Annotated in this window: 18 protein-coding genes; 10 read left to right on the plus strand and 8 right to left on the minus strand. The window is 73.7% G+C overall.

All coding sequences use genetic code 11. From position 1 onward, the window contains the following. Positions 1-31: 31 nt before the first annotated feature. The 3 genes from ACZ6O2_RS03035 to mca all read right to left on the minus strand — a co-directional run bounded on the left by ACZ6O2_RS03035 (position 32) and on the right by mca (position 3,965). Complete coding sequence (locus ACZ6O2_RS03035; RefSeq protein ID WP_466021982.1) at positions 32-2,500, minus strand: putative bifunctional diguanylate cyclase/phosphodiesterase; 2,469 nt, start codon at positions 2,498-2,500, stop codon at positions 32-34. 241 nt (positions 2,501-2,741) lie between these two features. Further along, complete coding sequence (locus tag ACZ6O2_RS03040) at positions 2,742-3,035, minus strand: hypothetical protein (protein ID WP_466021827.1); 294 nt, start codon at positions 3,033-3,035, stop codon at positions 2,742-2,744. Between the two features lie 48 nt (positions 3,036-3,083). Beyond that, a complete protein-coding gene (mca, locus tag ACZ6O2_RS03045) occupies positions 3,084-3,965 on the minus strand; it encodes a mycothiol conjugate amidase Mca (RefSeq protein WP_466021828.1) in 882 nt (293 codons plus the stop codon). A gap of 192 nt (positions 3,966-4,157) precedes the next feature. Between mca and ACZ6O2_RS03050 the strand changes: the two genes are divergently transcribed. Beyond that, positions 4,158-4,592 carry a DUF4307 domain-containing protein gene (locus ACZ6O2_RS03050; RefSeq protein ID WP_466021829.1) on the plus strand — a complete coding sequence of 145 codons (435 nt, stop codon included), beginning with the start codon at positions 4,158-4,160 and terminating at the stop codon, positions 4,590-4,592. A gap of 152 nt (positions 4,593-4,744) precedes the next feature. Continuing rightward, positions 4,745-5,242: a transcription elongation factor GreA gene (gene greA, locus ACZ6O2_RS03055; protein ID WP_350703300.1), complete on the plus strand. Its 498-nt coding sequence runs from the start codon at positions 4,745-4,747 to the stop codon at positions 5,240-5,242. 91 nt (positions 5,243-5,333) lie between these two features. Here greA and ilvA read toward each other — a convergent pair whose 3' ends face one another. The 3 genes from ilvA to ACZ6O2_RS03070 form a co-directional block, all read right to left on the minus strand. Beyond that, positions 5,334-6,554, minus strand: a complete 1,221-nt coding sequence (ilvA, locus tag ACZ6O2_RS03060) for a threonine ammonia-lyase (protein ID WP_363708548.1) — start codon at positions 6,552-6,554, stop codon at positions 5,334-5,336. A 159-nt stretch (positions 6,555-6,713) separates the two neighbouring features. Continuing rightward, entirely contained in the window at positions 6,714-8,111 is a 1,398-nt protein-coding gene (locus ACZ6O2_RS03065) for an amidase (RefSeq protein ID WP_350703303.1), read from the minus strand. A 15-nt stretch (positions 8,112-8,126) separates the two neighbouring features. After that, positions 8,127-9,269, minus strand: a complete 1,143-nt coding sequence (locus ACZ6O2_RS03070; protein WP_350703304.1) for a cystathionine gamma-synthase — start codon at positions 9,267-9,269, stop codon at positions 8,127-8,129. A 194-nt stretch (positions 9,270-9,463) separates the two neighbouring features. Here ACZ6O2_RS03070 and ACZ6O2_RS03075 point away from each other — a divergent pair, with 194 nt between their 5' ends. From ACZ6O2_RS03075 to ACZ6O2_RS03110, 8 genes are all read left to right on the plus strand, one after another. Next, positions 9,464-9,847 carry a hypothetical protein gene (locus ACZ6O2_RS03075; RefSeq protein ID WP_350703306.1) on the plus strand — a complete coding sequence of 128 codons (384 nt, stop codon included), beginning with the start codon at positions 9,464-9,466 and terminating at the stop codon, positions 9,845-9,847. A 9-nt stretch (positions 9,848-9,856) separates the two neighbouring features. Continuing rightward, on the plus strand, positions 9,857-10,267 hold the full coding sequence (locus ACZ6O2_RS03080) for an HIT family protein (RefSeq protein ID WP_466021830.1): 411 nt from the start codon (positions 9,857-9,859) through the stop codon (positions 10,265-10,267). A gap of 212 nt (positions 10,268-10,479) precedes the next feature. Next, entirely contained in the window at positions 10,480-11,142 is a 663-nt protein-coding gene (msrA, locus tag ACZ6O2_RS03085) for a peptide-methionine (S)-S-oxide reductase MsrA (protein ID WP_363708539.1), read from the plus strand. A 203-nt stretch (positions 11,143-11,345) separates the two neighbouring features. Further along, positions 11,346-13,130 carry an N-acetylglutaminylglutamine amidotransferase gene (locus ACZ6O2_RS03090; protein ID WP_466021831.1) on the plus strand — a complete coding sequence of 595 codons (1,785 nt, stop codon included), beginning with the start codon at positions 11,346-11,348 and terminating at the stop codon, positions 13,128-13,130. A gap of 2 nt (positions 13,131-13,132) precedes the next feature. Beyond that, entirely contained in the window at positions 13,133-14,944 is a 1,812-nt protein-coding gene (gene ngg / locus ACZ6O2_RS03095; RefSeq protein ID WP_466021832.1) for an N-acetylglutaminylglutamine synthetase, read from the plus strand. After that, positions 14,941-16,125, plus strand: coding sequence for an osmoprotectant NAGGN system M42 family peptidase (locus ACZ6O2_RS03100; protein ID WP_350703316.1), 1,185 nt, complete (start codon positions 14,941-14,943; stop codon positions 16,123-16,125). The genes ngg and ACZ6O2_RS03100 overlap by 4 nt, the downstream gene beginning before the upstream one ends. 337 nt (positions 16,126-16,462) lie before the next feature. Beyond that, the gene (locus ACZ6O2_RS03105; protein WP_466021833.1) at positions 16,463-17,392 is read left to right on the plus strand and encodes a ribonuclease Z; all 930 of its coding nucleotides are present in this window, start codon (positions 16,463-16,465) and stop codon (positions 17,390-17,392) included. Further along, positions 17,389-17,898 (plus strand): GNAT family N-acetyltransferase, encoded by a 510-nt coding sequence (locus tag ACZ6O2_RS03110; protein WP_466021834.1) that lies wholly within the window; start codon positions 17,389-17,391, stop codon positions 17,896-17,898. The genes ACZ6O2_RS03105 and ACZ6O2_RS03110 overlap by 4 nt, the downstream gene beginning before the upstream one ends. Before the next feature lie 96 nt (positions 17,899-17,994). Here the strand turns inward: ACZ6O2_RS03110 and ACZ6O2_RS03115 are convergent, their stop codons facing one another. Beyond that, the gene (locus ACZ6O2_RS03115; protein ID WP_350703322.1) at positions 17,995-19,365 is read right to left on the minus strand and encodes a cystathionine beta-synthase; all 1,371 of its coding nucleotides are present in this window, start codon (positions 19,363-19,365) and stop codon (positions 17,995-17,997) included. 78 nt (positions 19,366-19,443) lie between these two features. Further along, positions 19,444-19,800 (minus strand): YkvA family protein, encoded by a 357-nt coding sequence (locus ACZ6O2_RS03120; RefSeq protein WP_350703323.1) that lies wholly within the window; start codon positions 19,798-19,800, stop codon positions 19,444-19,446. Between the last annotated feature and the right edge of the window lie 72 nt (positions 19,801-19,872).

Consider the following 19,872-nt stretch of genomic DNA (forward strand, 5'->3'; position numbering starts at 1 on the left):
CCCGCCCGCTGGTGCGGTGCGCCGGGCCGGGTCAGGAGGCGCCGTCGGCGCGCAGCGGGAAGACGTTCGGCCGGGCCTCGTCGAGCAGGGTGCCCAGCACCGCGCCGATCTTGTCGGCCGGCATCGGCTTGAAGAAGTGGTAACCCTGCGCGGCCGTGCAGCCCAGCTCGGCCAGGGCGGACCGCTGCTCGGCCGTCTCCACACCCTCGGCGACCACCCGCAGCCCCAGCTCGTGGGCCAGGCCGACGGTCGTCCGCACGATCGCCGCCGCCTCCGGCGAGTCGGCCATCCGGATCACGAAGGAACGGTCCACCTTCAGCTCGTCCACGGCGATCCGGGTGAGGAACGTCAGCGAGGAGAAGCCGGTGCCGAAGTCGTCCACCGCGAGCTGCACGCCCATCGACCGCAGCGTGGTGAGCACCTCGTCGATGACCTCCAGCTCGCTCATCACCACCGTCTCGGTGATCTCCAGGACCAGCCGGTCCGGCGGCACCTCGTGCCGCCGCAGCGCCTCGGCGATCTCGGCGGGCAGGCGGGGGTCGAGCAGGCTGCGCGCCGACAGGTTGACCGAGATCGGCACGTCGACCCCGTCCCGGGCCCAGCCGGCGGCGACGGCGAGCGCCTTGTCCAGCACGTAGCGGGTGAAGCTGCCGAGCTGCTCGCTGTTCTCCACCGGCCGGATGAAGTCGTGCGGGCCGAGCCAGCCCCGGCGCGGGTGCCGCCAGCGGATCAGCGCCTCCACCCCGGTCGGCGCGCCGGTGGCCAGGTCGACCGCGGGCTGCAACGCCAGCACCAGCTGGTCGTCGACCTTCAGCGCCTCGCGCAGCTCGGCCAGCAGGGCCAACTGGTCGGTGCTGGCGGCGTCCCTGGTGGCGTCGTACGCGGCGACGCTGCCGCCGCCCTCCTTGGCCTGGTACATCGCGATGTCGGCCCGGCGCAGCAGCTCGGTCAGGTCGGCGGTGCCGGCGTCGGCGACCACCACCCCGACGGAGGCCTCGACGGACATCCGGACTCCCGCCACCTCGGTCGGCGCAGCGAGCCGCTCGGCGATCTCGCGGGCCTGCCGCAGCGCGTACGCCATCGGGGCGGCGCGGTCGCCGAGCACCGGGACCGACGTCAGCAGCAGGGCGAACTCGTCGCCGCCGAGCCGCGCGAGCAGGTCCCCGGGGCGGGCGAGGGTGCCCAGCCGGTTGGCGGTCAAGCGCAGCAACTGGTCGCCGGCGGCGTGCCCGAGGGTGTCGTTGACCTCCTTGAACTGGTTGATGTCGAGCAGCAGCAGCGCCACCGGATGGTCGTGGGCGAGCTGCCGCAGCGCCTGGTCGCCCTTGCTGAGCATGGCCGACCGGTTCACCAGCCCGGTGAGCTGGTCGTGCACCGCCTCGTACGACGAGCGGGCGGTCACCAGACGCAGTTCCCGGTGGGTGGCGGCGTCGTGCAGGGCGGCGGCGAGGGCGTCGCCGAACGCTGCCACGGCGTCGCGCTCCCGGGCGCTGGGCGGGGCCGAGCGCGGGAAGCGGACCCGCAGCTCGCCCACCCGGGCAGCGCCCACGGTGAGGGCGCGGACCAGCTCGTGCTCCTCCGGTTCGGTCCGGCCCGGCGGCGCGACCTCCCGGTCGACCAGGTGACCGCCCGGGTCGCCCCGGTAGCGCCGCCACCGGCCGTCGCCCCGGGCGACGTCGACGTCGACGAGTTCGGCGTTGAACAGCGCCAGCGCCCCGGTCACCGCGGCGGTGGCGACCCCCCGCTCGTCGAGCTGGTTGAGCGCGGCGGTGGCCTCGGCGAAGGCCCGCCAGGCGCGGCGCTCCTGGTCGGCGCGGAGCCGGTGCCGGTAGGTCTGCTGGAGCAGCCAGAGCGGCGGCGGGAGCAGCAGCAGCCAGCGCGCGTCGAGTTCCAGCAGCGCCACCACGACCAGCCCGACGGCGACGTTGCCGACGAACATCAGCAGCTTGCCGCGGAGCGCGGCGAGCAGCGGTGGGGCGACCGGGATGCCGTGCCGGAGCGCCAGGGTGGCCCCGCCCAGCCAGGCGGTCGCGAGCAGGTAGGTGACCGACCCGGCGACCACGGCCAGGGCGAGCCCCGGCGTCGGCGCGGCCAGCAGCGGCCGGCCGAGCGCGGTGGTGACCGCGACGGCCAGCGCGGTGGCGGCGGTCAGCGAGGCCGTGATCCGGACGACCTCCAGCACCGGCCGGCGGTCGCCGAGCAGCGACATCGCCGACCAGGCGAGCCCGGCGCCGAGGAGCGTGGCGGAGGGCAGCCAGCCGGCGGGCGCGAGGTAGAGGCAGATGATCAGCGCGGCCTCGCCCCAGGTGATGCTCACCATTCCGGCGGCGGTGCGGAACCGCAGCCGGGCCAGCTGGGCGACGGCGAACACGACGACGGCGATGCCGAACCGGGCCGCCCCGCCGAGCGCGTCGTCGGCGGGGAGGCGCGTCGGCAGGGTCCACCCCACCGCGGCGGCGACCAGGGCGGTCAGCGCGACGGCGACGGTGAGCAGGAGCAGCCGCGGCGGGGTGCCGCGGTCTTCGAGCCGGTCGGGCGACTCGCCGGCCCTGCCGGACGTCACCGATCCCCTCCGCCCGCGGGCCGATCGCCGGTACGCCGGGCGGCCGCTGCTGTGGTGGTCATCGGCGCCCCCTTCCGCGCACGGCTCGGGAACTCTTGGTCCCCCGGCGGAAGGCTAAGGCAAACCCGGTGGCCGCAACAGGGGGCGACGACCCGGTTCGACGTGAATCATGCGTGGACTACCCGTTGCGGCGCTGCTGACGCCCCTTGGGGGAGTCCGAGGATGAATCCTGCGCCGGCGTCCCGTCTGTCGGATCGACGACCGCCGCGTCCGCCCGGTGCGCGTCGACGGACGGCCCCTGCTGGGGGAACCGGTCGGGCAGCCGGCGCAGCCGGGCGTTCATGTTGCGGATCAGCAGGACGGTCACCGTCCCCAGGATCAGGATGAGGAAGAGGCCCATCGGCCCCGCCAGGCCACCCGAGCGGGTGTCCCCGAAGTTGTTCTGGGCGAGCACCTGTGCAGCGGTCAGCATGGCGTTCCTCCGGTGTGCGGTTGGTGACGAGCGTAGCCGCCCGCCGGATCAGCGGGCATGGACCGTCTCACGCACCCCGGCGAAAAGGTCGGACTCGGGCAGCGGGCTGTCGACCAGCGAGCGGACCAGCTCGAAGTCCTCCGTGGGCCAGGCGCGCCGCTGCACCTCCATGGGCACGTGGAACCAGAAGCCGTCCGGGTCGATCTGGGTGGCGTGGGCCCGCAGCGCGTCGTCGCGGACCGGGAAGTAGTCGGCGCACTCCACGCGGGTGGTGATCCGGGGACCCTTGTCGGGCCGGTCCTCCCAGCGGGTGAGCCACTCCGCGTAGGGCGACTCCCGACCGGTGGCGAGGATCGCCTCGTGCAGGGCCAGGATCTTGCCCTTCGAGAAGCCGATGTCGTAGTAGAGCTTGAGCGGCTGCCACGGCTCGCCCAGCTCCGGGTAGCGCTCCGGATCACCGGCGGCGTCGAAGGCCGCCACGCTGATCTTGTGCGTCATGATGTGGTCGGGGTGCGGGTAGCCGCCCTGCTCGTCGTACGTGGTGACGACGTGCGGGCGGAACTGGCGCATCAGCCGCACCAGCGGGCCGGCCGCCACCTCGACGTCCTGGAGGGCGAAGCAGCCCTCCGGCAGCGGCGGCAGCGGGTCGCCCTCGGGCAGACCGGAGTCGACGAAGCCGAGCCACGCCTGCTCGACGCCGAGGATGGCGCGCGCGGCGTCCATCTCGCCCCGGCGGATCTCGGCGATGTTGGCCCAGACGTCGGGCCGGTCCATCTTCGGGTTGAGCACGCTGCCGCGCTCGCCGCCGGTGCACGTGACCACCAGGACGTCGACCCCCTCGGCCACGTACTTCGCGGTGGTCGCGGCACCCTTGCTCGACTCGTCGTCAGGGTGTGCGTGAACGGCCATCAGTCGCAGTCGCTCTGCCAACGTCGGCGCTCCTCGTCTCTGGCGGCCGGCGGACCCCCCGCGGGACCGCCCGGCTGACCTGCCGGCATCCTCCCCCCGCTCCGGGACCTGGCGGTGCCGACGTGTCATTCTTGACGACGGGACGGGCTGGGAAGATGGAACTCTGCCATTCTTGCCGATGCCGCCGACAACAACGCCAGGAGATACCCGCCGGTGACCGAGACGCACGCCACACTTCCGCCGGGCGCGCCGGCCTTCCCGCCCGGCCGGTACGGCCGCCGCCGGGAACCCCGCCGCCGCCGGCCGCTGCTGGCGGCGCTGCTCGCGATCGCCGTCGTCGCGGGCCTGAGCCTGGTCACGGTCCGGCTCTACCGGCAGTACGGCGACCCGAACTACGACGCCCAGGTGATCACCTACACCGGCATAACCGACAGCCAGGTGCTGGTCGACTTCCGGGTCACCGTGCCCGAGGGCGGGTCGGCGGTGTGCCTGCTGCGCGCCCGGAACCGTGACGGCGCCGAGGTGGCCAGGGAAGAGGTCACGGTGACCGCCCCGCCGGGCCAGCGGCAGGTGACGGCGCAGCACCGGCTGGTCACCAGTGCCCGCCCCTTCATCGGCGAGGTGGTGCGCTGCCGGCCCCCGGCCTGAGCAGCCACGACGCGGGCCGGACGCGCCGGCACAGGCGACACGGCGGCGCCGGACGGGGTGCCGCCGGTGATCGTCGACACCCCCGTGTCGTACCGCACTGGTAGCTTGGAGGTTCACCTGTCAGCCAGCACGCACATCTGAGGAGACCGCCTGTGTCCACTGGCAACGAGGCGCCCGCCACCTGGCTGTCCCGGGACGCATACGACCGGCTCCAGGCCGAGCTCGACGAGCTGATCGCCAACCGGCCGGTCATCGCCGCCGAGATCAACGCCCGGCGCGAGGAGGGCGACCTGCGGGAGAACGGTGGCTACCACGCCGCCCGCGAGGAGCAGGGCAAGGCCGAGGGGCGCATCCTCTACCTGAAGGAGCTGCTCCGCACCGCGCAGGTCGGCGAGGCGCCGACCGCCGACGTGGTGTCCCCCGGCATGGTCGTCACGATCTACTTCGACGACGACAAGGACGACACCGAGACGTTCCTGCTCGGCTCCCGGGAGATCGCGTCCACCACCGACCTGACGGTCTACAGCCCGGAGTCGGCGCTGGGCAAGGCGATCCTGGGCGGCCGGGCCGGTCAGACCTGCACCTACACGGCCCCCAGCGGCGCCGACATCAAGGTGACCGTGGTCGGTTTCGAGCCGTTCTCCGGCTGATCCGCACCGCCCGGCACTCGCACGCCGCCACGCGGCGGTGAGAGCCGGGCGACGCTCCGCACACCCCGCTGAGGCGTGACACCGACCGGTGTCACGCCTCAGCCGCGAAGACCACCTGGTAGCCGCTGGCCCGCAACGCGCTGATCAGCGTGTCGGAGTGCTCGACGCCCCGGGTCTCCACCGACAGCGCCACCTCCACCTCGCCCAGACGCAGGCGCGGGTTGGCCCGCTGGTGCTCCACGTCCACCACGTTCGCCCGGTGCTCGGCGATCTCGCTGAGCAGCGAGGCGAGCTGCCCCGGGCGGTCCGTGCAGCGCACGGTCACCCGCAGGTAGCGGCCGGCCGCGGCGAGGCCGTGCTCGATCACCCGGAGCATCAGCAGCGGGTCGATGTTGCCGCCGGAGAGCACCGCCACGACCGGCGGCTCCACCTCGACCGCGCCCGCCAGCAGCGCCGCCACGCCCACCGCGCCGGCCGGCTCCACCACCTGCTTGCCGCGCTCCAGCAGCATCAGCAGCGCCCGGGAGATGTCCTCCTCGGAGACCGTGACGATCTCGTCGACCAGCTTGCGGACGTGGGTGAAGGTGATCTCCCCCGGCCGGCCGACGGCGATGCCGTCCGCGATCGTGCTGAACGACGGGAGGCGTACCGGCTCGCCGGCCACCAGGGAGGGCGGGAAGGCCGCCGCGCTGGCCGCCTGCACGCCGATGACGCGCACGTCGGGCCGCAGCGCCTTGGCGGCCACCGCCATGCCGGAGACCAGCCCACCGCCGCCCACCCCGGTGACGATCGTCCTGACCTCGGGGCACTGTTCGAGGATCTCCAGGGCCACCGTGCCCTGGCCGGCGATCACGTCCCGGTGGTCGAACGGGTGGATGAGCGTCGCCCCGGTCCGCTCGGCGAAGGTCTGCGCCGCGACCAGGGACTCGTCGACGGTGTTGCCGACGAGTTCGACCTGGGCGCCGTACCCCTTGGTGGCGGCGACCTTCGGCAGCGGCGCGTTCACCGGCATGAAGACCGTGGCGTGCGTGCCGACGAGGCCGGCGGCGAGCGCCACCCCCTGGGCGTGGTTGCCGGCGCTCGCCGCGACCACGCCGTTGGCCCGCTCCGCCTCGGACAGCCGGGAGATCCGCACGTACGCGCCGCGCACCTTGTACGAGCCGGCGCGCTGCAGGTTCTCGCACTTGAGCCACGTCGGCCCGCCCAGCGCCGCGCTGAGCGGCCGGGAGGGCTCCAGCGGCGTCGTCCGGGTGACGCCCGCGAGCAGTTCCCGCGCGGCGCGTACGTCGGCGAGGCCGACCAGTTCCGTCATGCCCTGATCGTGCCACCCGCCGCCCCCGCCGCCCGCACCGACGCCCGCACCACGACTGTCCGCGATCCTGCACTTCTCGGCCCGCGAGGCGCGCGCCGGTTCATACCGGTTTGCCCGGTCATGATCCGCACGGTCGCGGCAGACCTGAGGCCGGCGGGATCAGACCGCGGCCGGGATGCGGGGATAGCCGGGGGCGTGGCGGGACCAGGGGGCCTGCATCTCGAACTGGCCGGCGACGCCGAGCAGCAGCAGCTCGGAGCCGGGCGGGCCGATGAGCTGCACGCCGACCGGCAGCCCGTCCGGGCGGCGGCCGACCGGCACCACCAGGGCGGGCAGGCCGGCGATGTTCCACGGCGCGGCGAACGGGGCGTACCGGATGTTGGCCAGCATGTTGGCCCGCCAGGAGCGGCCGGACCAGCCGGCGGCCTCCGGCGGCACGGTGGCCAGGGCCGGGGTGAGCAGCAGGTCGACCGAGTGGTCGGCGAAGAAGCCGATCGAGCGTTCGCGCCAGGCGGCCCGGTCGGCCTCCCGGACGTACCCCCGCCGCTGCGCCCACTCGCCGAGGGCGACGTGCCGGCGGCTGCGCCGCTGGAGGCCGCGCCGGTCCAGCCCGGCGGCGCGCACGTCGGCGGCCGCCGCGGCGAACCAGGTCGCGATCCCCTGGAGGCCCAGCGCGGTCGGGTAGACCGGATCGGCCGGCACCGTGTCGTGACCGGCGGCGGCGAGCAGCCGGCCGGCGGCGGCGACCGCGTCCCGGTTGGGCTGGTCGGGGTGCACGCCCCGCACCGGCGAGCGGAGCGAGACGCCCACCCGCAGCCGCTGCGGCGGGACCAGCGTCTCCGGGCGGCGGCCGGCCAGCACGGAGAAGCCGACGGCCGCGTCGGCGACCGTGCTGGTGAGCATGCCGTGCTCCGTGAGGCCGAACCAGTCCTCCGCGCCGAGCTGGCACGGGACCACGCCCCGCCCCGGCTTGAGCCCGACCAGGCCGCAGCAGGCCGCCGGGATGCGGATCGAGCCGAGGCCGTCGTTGCCGTGGGCGATCGGCACCAGCCCGGCGGCGACCGCGGCGGCCGCGCCGCCGGAGGAGCCGCCGGGGGTACGCCCGGCGTCCCAGGGGTTGCGGGTGACCGCGGTCTCGTCGTCGGTGATCCCCCAGAGGCCCAGCTCCGGCATCCGGGTCACCCCGAGGATCACCGCGCCGGCGCCGCGCAGCCGACGGACCACCTCGTGGTCGGCCTCGGCGACGGGCGTACGGACCGCGGCCGACCCGTTCCAGGTGGGCAGGCCGGCGACGGGGGTGTTCTCCTTGACCGCCACCGGCACCCCGGCCAGCGGCAGGTTGGCCAGGTCCTCCTGCTCGTCGACCTTCTCCGCCTCGGTGATCGCCTCCCCGCCGCGTACCGTGCGGAACGCGGCGAGGTCGGCGTCGACCCGGGCGATGTGGTCGAGGTGGTCCGCGACGACCTGGGTGGCCGTGACGTCGCCCCGGCGTACGCCCCGGGCGATCTGCTTGGCGGTCGCCCCCACCCAGGTCGGCATGATGTCCTGCACGGCCACCCTCCCAGCCAGCGGTCAGCCCAGCGCCTGCTCCAGATCGGCGAGCAGGTCGTCGACCGTCTCGATGCCGACAGACAGTCGCACGAGATCGCCGGGAACTTCAAGCGGCGAGCCGGCAGCACTTGCGTGTGTCATCCGGCCCGGGTGCTCGATCAGGGATTCCACGCCGCCCAGCGACTCGGCGAGCACGAACAGCTTCGCCCGGTTGCAGATCTCCACGGCGTGCTCCTCGCCGCCGGCGGCCCGGAACGAGATCATGCCGCCGAACCGGCGCATCTGCTTGGCGGCGACCTCGTGGCCAGGGTGCGAGGGCAGTCCCGGGTAGATGACCTGACCGACCTTGGCGTGCCCGTCCAGGTAGGCCGCGATCCGCTCGGCGTTGTCGCAGTGCCGGTCCATGCGTACGCCGAGGGTCTTGATGCCGCGCAGGGTGAGCCACGCGTCGAAGGGGCCGTTGATCGCGCCCATCGCGTTCTGGTGGTAGCGCAGTTCCTCGCCGAGCCCGGCGTCCGCCGTGACCAGCGCGCCACCGACCACGTCGGAGTGACCGCCGACGTACTTGGTGGTGGAGTGCACCACCACGTCCGCGCCGTGCGCGATCGGCTGCTGGAGGTACGGCGAGGCGAAGGTGTTGTCGACCACCAGCAGGGCGCCCGCGTCGTGCGCGACCCCGGCCAGCGCGGCGATGTCGGCGATGCCGAGCAGCGGGTTGGTGGGCGTCTCCACCCAGACGATCCTCGTCCGGCCCGGCTCGACGGCGGCCCGGATCGCGTCCGGGTCGGAGACCCGCGCCGGGGTGTAGTCCAGGCCCCAGCGCTCGGCGACCCGGGCGAAGAGCCGGTACGTGCCGCCGTAGGCGTCGTCGGGGATCACCACGTGGTCGCCCGGCTTGCAGACGGTGCGCAGCAGGGTGTCCTCGGCGGCCAGTCCGCTGGCGAAGGCGAGGCCGACCGACCCGCCCTCCAGCGCGGCGAGGCACTCCTGGAGCGCGTCCCGGGTCGGGTTGCCGGAGCGGCTGTACTCGTAGCCCAGCCGGGGCGCGCCGACGGCGTCCTGGGCGTACGTGCTGGTCTGGTAGATCGGAGGGATCACCGCGCCGGTGCGGGCTTCCGGGTCCTGGCCGGCGTGGATGGCGAGCGTCTCGAAGCCGTGACTCATTCCCGAGACGTTAGTCCGCGGTTCCGTCCGACGGGCACGGACGTGGCACCGCGCGCATTTCCCACCGTTGCTCCCCGGATTGTCGCCGACCACCGATCTCGCAACATCCTCAATCTGTTACACGCTTCGCGTCCACTCATTGACCTTCTGTTATGTTGGCCGGCATCGCATTCCTTGATTTCGATGGAGGATCCGTGCGCAGAACCACTCGAACCGCCGCCGGAGCGATGTTGGGCCTGGCGCTGGCCGCCGTCGCCGGCGTGGCCACGGCCGGACCCTCCGCGGCGTCGAGCCCGCTGACCGTCCCCCAGTCCTGGTGCGTGGCCACCACCGGCCCGTACGCCGGCGGGCTGGACTGCGGGGCGATCGCCACCGGCGGCACCGCGCCGTACACGTTCGTCTGGACACCCGACTACTACCCCTACAGCCAGTGGCCGGTGACCGGCGATTCGGTCCGCATCGGCTGCAACCCGGGGAGCTGGGCGAACGTCAGCCTCCGCGTGACCGACAGCGCCGGCCGGACGGCGTACGCCGGGGGGTCGGACTGGTGCAACGTGCCGGGCGGGGACTCGCTCTAACCTGACCGGATGAGCGGGTGCGTGTTCTGCGGCATCGTGGCGGGCGGGACCACCGCGTTCCGGGTGGCGGACGAGCCGGCCGGGGTGGCGTTCCTGGACACCCGGCCGGTCTTCCGGGGCCACGTGCTGGTGGTGCCCCGCCAGCACGTGGTCACCCTGGCCGACCTGCCGGCCGAGGAGGTCGGCCGCTACTTCGGCCTGGTCCGCCGGATGGCGGTGGCCGTCGAGACCGGTCTGGGTGCCGGCGGCACGTTCGTCGCGGTGAACAACAAGGTCTCCCAGTCGGTTCCGCACCTGCACACCCACGTCGTGCCCCGGACCAGGGGCGACGGGCTGCGTGGCTTCTTCTGGCCGCGCACCCGCTACGCCGACGACGCCGAGGCCCGGGAGTACGCGGATCGGATAGCTGCCGCGGGGTGAGCCGCACGTGATGCCCCCGCCTCCGGCAGCCGGAGTGTCGTCCTGAGGAGGCGTCATGACCGACCTCACCCTCGGCCTGGACCCGGTCCCCGACGGTCACGCCTGCCCCGTCCGCCCCACCGGACCTGCCGGGTCTGTCCCGGCCGACGGCGGGTAAGGAAGGCGGGTCCGGCGGTGTTGCACGCTGGGAGAGGTACGAGAGGAGTCCCACCGTGTTCCTGCGCCGTATGAAGGCCGAGCTGCCCACCCCCGACCAGGCCCTGCCGGGTCGTCTGATCGCGATGCCCGTCGCGGACCGGCACGAGGTGCTGGGCACCCCCCTCAAGGGTCCGTTCCCGGAGGGCTCGCAGGTGGCCGTGTTCGGCATGGGCTGTTTCTGGGGCGCCGAGCGGCTGTTCTGGACCCTGCCCGGCGTGCTCACCACGTCGGCCGGCTACGCGGGCGGCATCACGCCGAACCCGACGTACGAGGAGGTGTGCTCGGGCATGACGGGGCACGCCGAGGTGGTCCAGGTGGTCTACGACCCCAGCAGGATCAGCTACGAGGACCTGCTCAAGGTTTTCTGGGAGAACCACGACCCGACCCAGGGCATGCGCCAGGGCAACGACGTGGGCACCCAGTACCGGTCGACGATCTACGCCACCACCGACGAGCAGCTCGCCACCGCGCAGGCGTCGCGGGACGCGTTCGCGCCGATCGTGGCGCGCGCCGGCAAGGGCGAGATCACCACGGAGATCGACCGGCTCGGCGCCTACTACTTCGCCGAGGACCACCACCAGCAGTACCTCGCACCGACGAAGAACCCGAACGGGTACTGCAACCACGGCCCGAACGGGCTGAGCTGCCCGGTGGGCATCGCCCGCACCGGCGGCTGAGCCCGCGCGACGCCGGCGAACGGGTCTGCGGTGTTTGTCACACCGCAGACCCGTTTCGATTCGGGCACCGGGGCGGGGCCAGGCCGGAAATGCCCCCGCCACCACGGGCCGGGCCGACGGGGTCGAGCATCCTAGCAACCACGAACACCGCTGGCATCAGCTCAACGGGCGAACCGCACCGGCCTCTGGCAGCATTGCCTCGCATGTGCGGACTTGCGGGAGAGTTCCGCCGTGACGGCTCGCGCGCCGACGTGTCGGCGGTGGAGCGCATGGCGGCCACGATGAGCGACCGGGGGCCCGACGACAGCGGCGTCTGGGCCCAGGGCCCGACGGCCCTCGGACACCGACGACTGAAGATCATCGACCTCTCCGCCGCGAGCGGGCAGCCGCTGGTCGACCCGGGCGCGGGGCTGACCGGAGTCTTCAACGGGTGCGTCTACAACTACCGCGAGCTGCGCGAGGAGCTCCAGGCCAAGGGCCACCGCTTCTTCTCCTCCGGCGACAGCGAGGTCGTGCTCAAGGCGTACGCGGAGTGGGGGCTCGACTTCGTCGACCACCTGGTCGGCATGTTCGCCGTGGCGATCAGCGAGCGGGACACCGGCCGGCTGGTGCTGGCCCGGGACCGGCTCGGCATCAAGCCGCTCTACGTGGCCGAGACGCCGGGCGTGGTGCGCTTCGCCAGCACCCTGCCCGCGCTGCTGGCCGGCGGCGGGATCGACACGACCATCGACCCGGTCGCGCTCGCGCACTACCTGAGCTTCCACAGCATCGTGCCGCCGCCGCGCACCATCCTGCGCGGCGTCGCCAAGCTGCCCCCGGCGACCGTACGGGTCTACGAGGCCGACGGCCGCACCTCCGAGCGGGTCTACTGGGACCCGGCCTTCACCCGCGCCGCCGAGCGGGCCGGCTGGTCCGAGAAGGACTGGCAGGACGCCCTGCTCGAGTCGCTGACCACCGCCGTGCGCCGGCGGATGGTCGCCGACGTGCCGGTCGGTGTGCTGCTCTCCGGTGGCCTGGACTCCAGCCTGGTGGTCGCCCTGCTCGCCGGCGAGGGCCAGCGCGGACTCTCCACCTTCTCCATCGGCTTCGACTCCGTGGGCGGCCGGGAGGGCGACGAGTTCCGCTACTCCGACCTCGTCGCGAAGACGTTCGACACCGACCACCACCAGATCCGGGTGGCCGCCGCCGACCTGGTGCCGCCGCTGGAAGCGGCCGTCGCCGCTATGTCCGAGCCGATGGTCAGCCACGACTGCGTGGCGTTCTACCTGCTCAGTGAGGTGGTGTCGCAGCACGTCAAGGTGGTCCAGTCCGGCCAGGGCGCGGACGAGATCCTCGGCGGCTACCACTGGTATCCGCCGCTCGCCCGCGTCGGCCGGGACCAGGCGCTCGACACGTACGCCCGGGCGTTCTTCGACCGGGACGCGGCCGGGCTGGCCCGGGTGCTGAACCCGGCCTGGCTGGCCGACGGCGACCCGGCCCGGGAGTTCGTGGCCGCGCACCTCGGCCGGGCCGACGCGGAGACCGCGGTCGACGCCGGGCTGCGGATCGACACCCAGGTCATGCTGACCGACGACCCGGTCAAGCGGGTGGACAACATGACCATGGCGCACGGGCTGGAGGCCCGGGTGCCGTTCCTCGACCACGAGTTCGTCGAGCTGGCCGCGAGCTGCCCGCCGGAACTCAAGCTGGCGCAGGGCGGCAAGGGGGTGCTCAAGGAGATCGGCCGCCGGGTGCTGCCGCACGAGGTCATCGACCGGCCGAAGGGCTACTTCCCGGTCCCCGGCCTCACCCACCTGGAGGGCAAGCTGCTCGACCGGGTACGCGACGCGCTCTCCGCGCCCGAGGCCCGTCGCCGCGACCTGTTCCGCGCCGACTACGTCGACGCGCTGCTCGCCGACCCGAACGCCGAACTGACCCCGCTGAACGGAAACAAGCTGTGGCAACTCGGACTCCTGGAAATGTGGCTCCAGAGCCACGGAATCGACTGACGGTGACCGACACCCTGGCGACCGGCACGGCCCGGTCCGACCGGTCCCGTGGCGGCCGGCGACGGGAGCGGGTCGGGCCCGGCGGCGACCCGATGGCCCCGGGCGCCCCGGAGACGCCCGCCCGCGAGGGCGACACCGACGTGGTGCTGGACTGCGGCTGGGGCCGGCTCGTCTTCGGGCAGACCTTCACCGACCAGGCCGCCGTCGCCGCCGTGCTGCGTTCCGAGGCCGCCGGCTCCCGGGACATCTGCATCTACCTGCGCGACCCGCACGTGCTGGTGTCCCGGCTGCCCGACGAGCTGTTCATCGACCCGTCGCTGACCTACCGGCTGCCGCTGGGCGGCGACCGGCCGGCCGACGACGACGCCCCGGGGCTGGCGATCCGCCCGCTGGCCGACGCCGCCGACGCGGACGCGGTGAACCGGATCTACGCCCGCAACGGCATGGTCACCGCCCCGGTCGACGTGCTCGTGGCCAACGCCCGCACCGACCGCTTCCTGCACCTGGTCGCCGAGGACGCCACCGGCGAGGTCGTCGGCACCATCACCGGCGTGGACCACGTCGCGGTCTTCGACGACCCGGACAACGGGGCCAGCCTGTGGTGCCTCACCGTCGACTTCAACACCGCGCCGCCCGGCACCGGCCAGGCCCTGATCACCGCGCTGGCCGCCCGGCTGGTCGCGCGCGGCCGGGCGTACGTGGACCTGTCCGTGCTCGCGGAGAACGCCGGGGCGATCCGGCTCTACGAGCGGCTCGGCTTCTACCGGACGTCGACGCTCTGCGTGAAGCGGAAGAACCCGATCAACGAGCGGCTCTTCCTGCCCGCCACGCCCGAGGGGTACGACCAGCTCAACCCGTACGCGACGATCGTCGCCGACGAGGCGATGCGCCGCGGCATCCGGGTGGAGGTGACCGACCCGGCCTGGGGCGAGCTGCGGCTGACCAGCGGCGGGCGCACCGTCCGGACCCGCGAGTCGCTGTCGGAGCTGACCTCGGCGGTGGCGATGAGCCGCTGCGACGACAAGCGGGTGACCCGCCGGATCCTCGCCGAGGCGGGCCTGTCGGTGCCGCGCGGACGGACCGCCACGGGCGACGACGGCGACGCCGCCTTCCTCGCCGAGGCCGGCCGGGTGGTGGTCAAGCCGGCGCGGGGCGAGCAGGGCAACGGCATCACGGTGGGCGTACGCACCCCCGAGGCGCTGGCCGCCGCCGTCGAGCTGGCCGCCCGGTTCTGCCCGGACGTGCTGATCGAGGAGATGCGTGCCGGCGAGGACCTGCGGGTCGTCGTCATCGACCACGAGGTGGTGGCCGCCGCGGTCCGTCGGCCCGCCTCGATCACCGGCGACGGGGTGCACGACATCGCCGAGCTGATCGAGCGGCAGAGCCGCCGCCGGGCCGCCGCCACGGGCGGCGAGTCCACGATCCCGATCGACGACATGACCCGGGACGTGCTGGCCGAGGCCGGCCACGAGCTGCACGACGTGCTGCCCGAGGGGCAGGTGCTGGCCGTACGCAAGACCGCCAACCTGCACACCGGCGGCACCATCCACGACGTCACCGCCGAGCTGCACCCGGCGATCGCCGAGGCGTGCGTGACGGCCAGCCGCGCGCTGGACATCCCGGTCACCGGGCTGGACCTGCTGGTCCCCGCGCCGGACGGGCCCGAGCACGTCTTCATCGAGGCCAACGAGCGGCCCGGCCTGGCCAACCACGAGCCGCAGCCGACCGCCGAGCGCTTCGTCGACCTGCTCTTCCCGGGCACCCGCGCGCCGCAGCGGCTCTGGTCCCCGGTCGGCCCGGGAGGCGCCGCGTGAGCCCGCGACCCCTGGAGATCGACCTGGACTACCTGCGCCAGGTGCTGGTGGAGCTGCTGGAGATCCCGAGCCCGTCGGGGCGTACGGACCACGTGCAGCAGTACGTGGGCGAGCGGCTCTCCGCGCTCGGCATCGGCTCCACGCTGACCCGGCGCGGCGCGCTGAGCGCCTTCCTGCCCGGCCCCCGCTCCACCGGCGCCGACCGGGCGATCGTGGTGCACACCGACACCATCGGCGGCATGGTCAAGCGGCTGAAGGAGAACGGCCGGCTGGAGCTGAAGCCGATCGGCACGCACAGCGCCCGGTTCGCCGAGGGCGCGCACGTGCGGATCTTCACCGACGACCTGGACCGGGTGATCACCGGGCAGGTGCTCCCCCTGAAGGCCAGTGGGCACCGCTACAACGAGGCCGTCGACTCCCAGGGCATCGGCTGGGAGCAGGTCGAGGTGCGGGTCGACGAGCCGGTCGACGACATCGCCGGCCTCCGCGCGCTGGGCGTCGACGCCGGGGACTTCGTCGCGTTCCTGCCGAACCCGACGGTCACCCCCTCCGGGTACGTCAAGTCCCGGCACCTGGACGACAAGGCGGGCGTGGCGGCGGTGCTGACCGCGTTCAAGGCGATGGTCGACGCCGGCGTACGCCCGGCGGTCACCGCGCACCTGCTGGTCACCGTGACGGAGGAGATCGGGCACGGGGCCAGCCACGGGCTGGACCCGGACGTCGCGGAGATCGTCTCCGTGGACGCGGCGGTGGTCGCCCCCGGCCAGCAGTCCCGGGAGGACGCGGCCACCCTGGCGATGGGCGACGGCGTCGGGCCGTTCGACTACCACCTGACCCGCAACCTGGCCTCGATCGCCGCCGAGCACGGGGTGCGCCTGGTCCGGGACGTCTTCGACTACTACCGCTCGGACGTGGCGGCGGCGGTGGAGGCCGGGGCGCACGCCCGGGTGGCGCTGCTCGGCTTCGGCGTGGACGCCACCCACGGGCACGAGCGCACCCACCTCGACGGGCTGCGCCAGCTCACCCAGCTGCTCTGCCTCTACCTCCAGAGCGACCTGGTCTTCCCCGAGTGGGACGCCGAGCCGGAGGGCGACCTGGCCGACTTCCCGTCGCTGGCCGTGCAGCCGGCCAGCGCGGAGGGCCCCCGTGAGGGACCCATCGGCATCGCGGAAACCGCCTAGACGTATTCCCCGGGAGCCTGTGATCGAAATCCGTTGCCGGCGGCCCGGTCGCTGGATAGCGTGGCCGTACACGGGAAAGGAGGTGGTCCAGACTTGTATAGCAATCGGACTCGTGAGGTGGCTGTCCGCTAGCCGCTGTCCTCGACAGTAATCCCGTCCGCCGCGAGGCGGGCACAGGCACCATCGTCGAGACCGTGTGGCAGCGGTGCGGCGAATCCACGACAGCCACCCGACCCCCGGGGTGCCGGCCCAGTCCAGCCGGCCCGCGCGCCAGCGCGGAAGCCCCGGGGGTCGACCCGTTTCCGGGCCGGGTGGTCGACGCAGCCGGAGGTCAACCGTGTCGATGCGCGAGCTGGTGGTGCTCGGAACGGCCAGCCAGGCCCCGACCCGGCAGCGCAACCACAACGGGTACGTGCTGCGCTGGGACGACGAGGTGATCCTCTTCGACCCGGGCGAGGGCAGCCAGCGGCAGCTCCTGCACTCCACGGTCACCGCCACCGACCTGACCCGGATCTGCGTCACCCACTTCCACGGCGACCACTGCCTCGGCCTGCCCGGCACCATCCAGCGGCTCTCGCTGGACCGGGTGTCGCACCCGGTGGCGGTGCACTTCCCGGCCGGCGGCGCGGAATACTTCGCCCGGCTGCGGCACGCCAGCTCCTTCCACGAGACCGCCGAGCTGCGCGTCGAGCCGATCGAGGCCGACGGGCAGCGGATCGCCCTGCGCGTCGGCACGCTGGAGGCCCGCCGGCTGCGGCACCCGATCGAGACGTACGGCTACCGGCTCGTCGAGCCGGACGGCTGCCGGATGCTGCCGGAGAAGCTGGCCGCGTACGGCATCGCCGGGCCGGCCGTCGGGGAGCTGATCCGGGTCGGCCACCTCGACCTCGACGGGCGCCGCGTCACCCGGGAGGAGGTGAGCGTCCCCCGGCCCGGGCAGCGGTTCGCGTTCGTGATGGACACCGGGCTCTGCGACGAGGTCTACGCCCTCGCCGAGCACGCCGACCTGCTGGTCATCGAGTCGACCTTCCTCGACTCCGAGGCCGCGCTCGCCGCCGAGGTCGGCCACCTCACGGCGGGCCAGGCCGCGCGGGTGGCGGCCGAGTCGGGCGTACGCCGGCTCGTGCTCACCCACTTCTCGCAGCGGTACGCGGACGCGACCCGCTTCGCCGACGAGGCCCGCGCGCACTTCGACGGCGACCTGGTGATCGCCGAGGACCTGACCACCGTGCAGGTCCCGCCCCGGCGGGTAGCCTCGGCCGGGTGACGGTCACCCTCCGCCCCGCCACCGAGGCCGACCTGATGCCGGTCGGCGCCCTGCACCAGCGGTCCCGGGTCGCGGCGTACGCGTCGTTCGTCCCGCCCGAGGCGCTGGCCGAGCCGGGGCCGGAGGCGATGGGGCGGTACTGGGTCGAGCGGTGGGGGTGGGAGCGCGACGACCACCGGATGACCGTCGCCGAACGCGACGGCCGGCTGGTCGGCTTCAGCTACCTCGGCCCCGACGACGAGGGCGACCCGGCGACGGGCCTGCTCAACGCCCTCCACCTCGACCCGGCCGAGCGGGGCCGGGGCACCGGGCGGGCCCTCATGGTCGACGCGCTGGACGCCATGCGCTCGCGCGGCTGGTCGCGGGCGGTGCTGTGGGTGCTGGCGTCGAACGCGCACGCCCGGCGCTTCTACGAGCGCGGCGGCTGGGTCCGCACCGGCACCGCACGGGACGAGCACCTCGGCCCGGTGGTCGTGCCCCAGCTCCGGTACGACCGGCCGCTCTGACCGCCGGCCGGCGGCACTGCCCGTCCCGGGCCGGCGCGGCAGACACGGCGAGGGCCCTCCCCCTGCCGGGGAAGGGCCCTCGCGGGGTCGTCCGGGTCAGCGGGCGCCGAGGTGGGCGAGCAGGTCCTGCCGGGTGAGGACGCCCTTCGGCTTGCCGTCGACCAGCACCAGGGCGGCGTCGGACTTCTCCAGCAGGCCGACCGCCTCGCTCACCGGCTGCCCGCCGCCGATCATCGGCAGCGGCTCGGCCATGTGCCGCTCGATGGTGTCGTGCAGGTGCGCCTGACCGGTGAACAGCGCGTCGAGCAGGTCCTTCTCGGCGATCGAGCCGGCCACCTCGCCGGTCACCACCGGGGGCTCGGCCTTGAGCACCGGCAGCTGCGAGACGCCGTACTCGCGCATGTAGTCGATCGCGTCGCGGACCGTCTCGGTCGGGTGCACGTGCACCAGTTCGGGCAGGCCGCCCGGCTTGTTGGCCAGCGCGTCGGCGACCGTCGGCTCCGTGCCGGAGTTGTCCAGGAAGCCGTACCGGGCCATCCAGGTGTCGTTGAAGATCTTCGACAGGTAGCCCTTGCCGCTGTCCGGCAGCAGCACCACGACCACGTCGTCCGGGCCGGCCTTGCGGGCCACCTCCAGGGCGGCCACCACGGCCATGCCGCAGGAGCCGCCGACCAGCAGGCCCTCCTCGCGGGCCAGCCGCCGGGTCATCTCGAACGACGCCTTGTCGGAGACCTCGATGATCTCGTCGGCGAGGCCCCGGTCGTACGTCTCCGGCCAGAAGTCCTCGCCGACGCCCTCGACCAGGTACGGCCGGCCGGTGCCGCCCGAGTAGACCGAGCCCTCCGGGTCCGCGCCGATGACCTTGACCCGGCCCTCCGACGCCTCCTTTAGGTAGCGGCCGATGCCGGAGATGGTGCCGCCGGTGCCGACGCCCGCCACGAAGTGGGTGAGCCCGCCCCCGGTCTGCTCCCACAGCTCCGGGCCGGTGGTCTCGTAGTGCGAGCGCGGGTTGGCCGGGTTGCTGTACTGGTTGGGCTTCCAGGCGCCGGGGATCTCCCGGGCCAGCCGGTCGGAGACGTTGTAGTAGGAGCGCGGGTCCTCCGGCGCCACGGCGGTCGGGCAGACCACCACCTCCGCGCCGTACGCCCGCAGCACGTCCTGCTTGTCCTGGCTGACCTTGTCGGGGCAGACGAAGACGCACTTGTAGCCCTTGAGCTGGGCCACCAGGGCCAGGCCGACGCCCGTGTTGCCGCTGGTCGGCTCGACGATCGTGCCGCCGGGCTGGAGGATGCCCGCCTTCTCCGCGTCCTCCACCATCCGCAGCGCGATCCGGTCCTTCACCGACCCGCCCGGGTTGAGGTACTCCACCTTCGCCAGCACGGTGGCCTGGATGCCGGCCGTGACGTTGCGCAGCCGTACCAGCGGGGTGTTGCCGATCAGCTCGACGACGTTGTCGTAGTACCGCACCTCGTTGTTGCCCTTCTCCTCCGGCGCCGCCGGCGGCGGCCGGGCAGACGTTTTCTCGACGCCCCAGGGTACGTCGGTTCAGGACACCACGTGCCCGGGGATCACGGAGCTGCGGCGGGCCTCCCACTCCAGGAACCGCTCGGTCTCCGCGAGCACGCTGCCGGCCAGCCAGGTCACCATGACCGCGTCGTCGGCCAGCCCGAAGATCGCCAGCGGGATCTCCGGCAGCAGGTCGATCGGCGAGACGATGTACGCCGTCGCGGCGGTCATCAGGGCCAGCCGCAGGCCGCCGTCGTACTCCCCCCGGGTGGTCGCCCGGATCATCCGGGGCAGCGCCGCGAGCCGCGCCCCGAGCGACGGCCCGCCCCGCGACCCCGCCGCGAGCGCCCTCGCCAGCGCGGTGAACGCGGCGCTCCGCTTCAATGTCTTCCCCATGTTCGGCCCCTCTCCGCGTGCCAGGGTGACGTGCCGGCGCAACTGTCGCCCGGTCACCGGAACAGGTACCCA

It is taken from the genome of Micromonospora sp. NPDC048040, assembly GCF_055587185.1.

Bases quoted from the DNA above. Each gene is read 5' to 3' on its own strand.
- ACZ6O2_RS03040 (WP_466021827.1), bottom strand. From the start codon at position 3,035: ATGCTGACCGCTGCACAGGTGCTCGCCCAGAACAACTTCGGGGACACC.
- ilvA (WP_363708548.1), bottom strand. From the start codon at position 6,554: ATGACGGAACTGGTCGGCCTCGCCGACGTACGCGCCGCGCGGGAACTG.
- ACZ6O2_RS03070 (WP_350703304.1), bottom strand. From the start codon at position 9,269: ATGAGTCACGGCTTCGAGACGCTCGCCATCCACGCCGGCCAGGACCCG.
- ACZ6O2_RS03080 (WP_466021830.1), top strand. From the start codon at position 9,857: ATGAGCGGGTGCGTGTTCTGCGGCATCGTGGCGGGCGGGACCACCGCG.
- ACZ6O2_RS03090 (WP_466021831.1), top strand. From the start codon at position 11,346: ATGTGCGGACTTGCGGGAGAGTTCCGCCGTGACGGCTCGCGCGCCGAC.
- ACZ6O2_RS03120 (WP_350703323.1), bottom strand. From the start codon at position 19,800: ATGGGGAAGACATTGAAGCGGAGCGCCGCGTTCACCGCGCTGGCGAGG.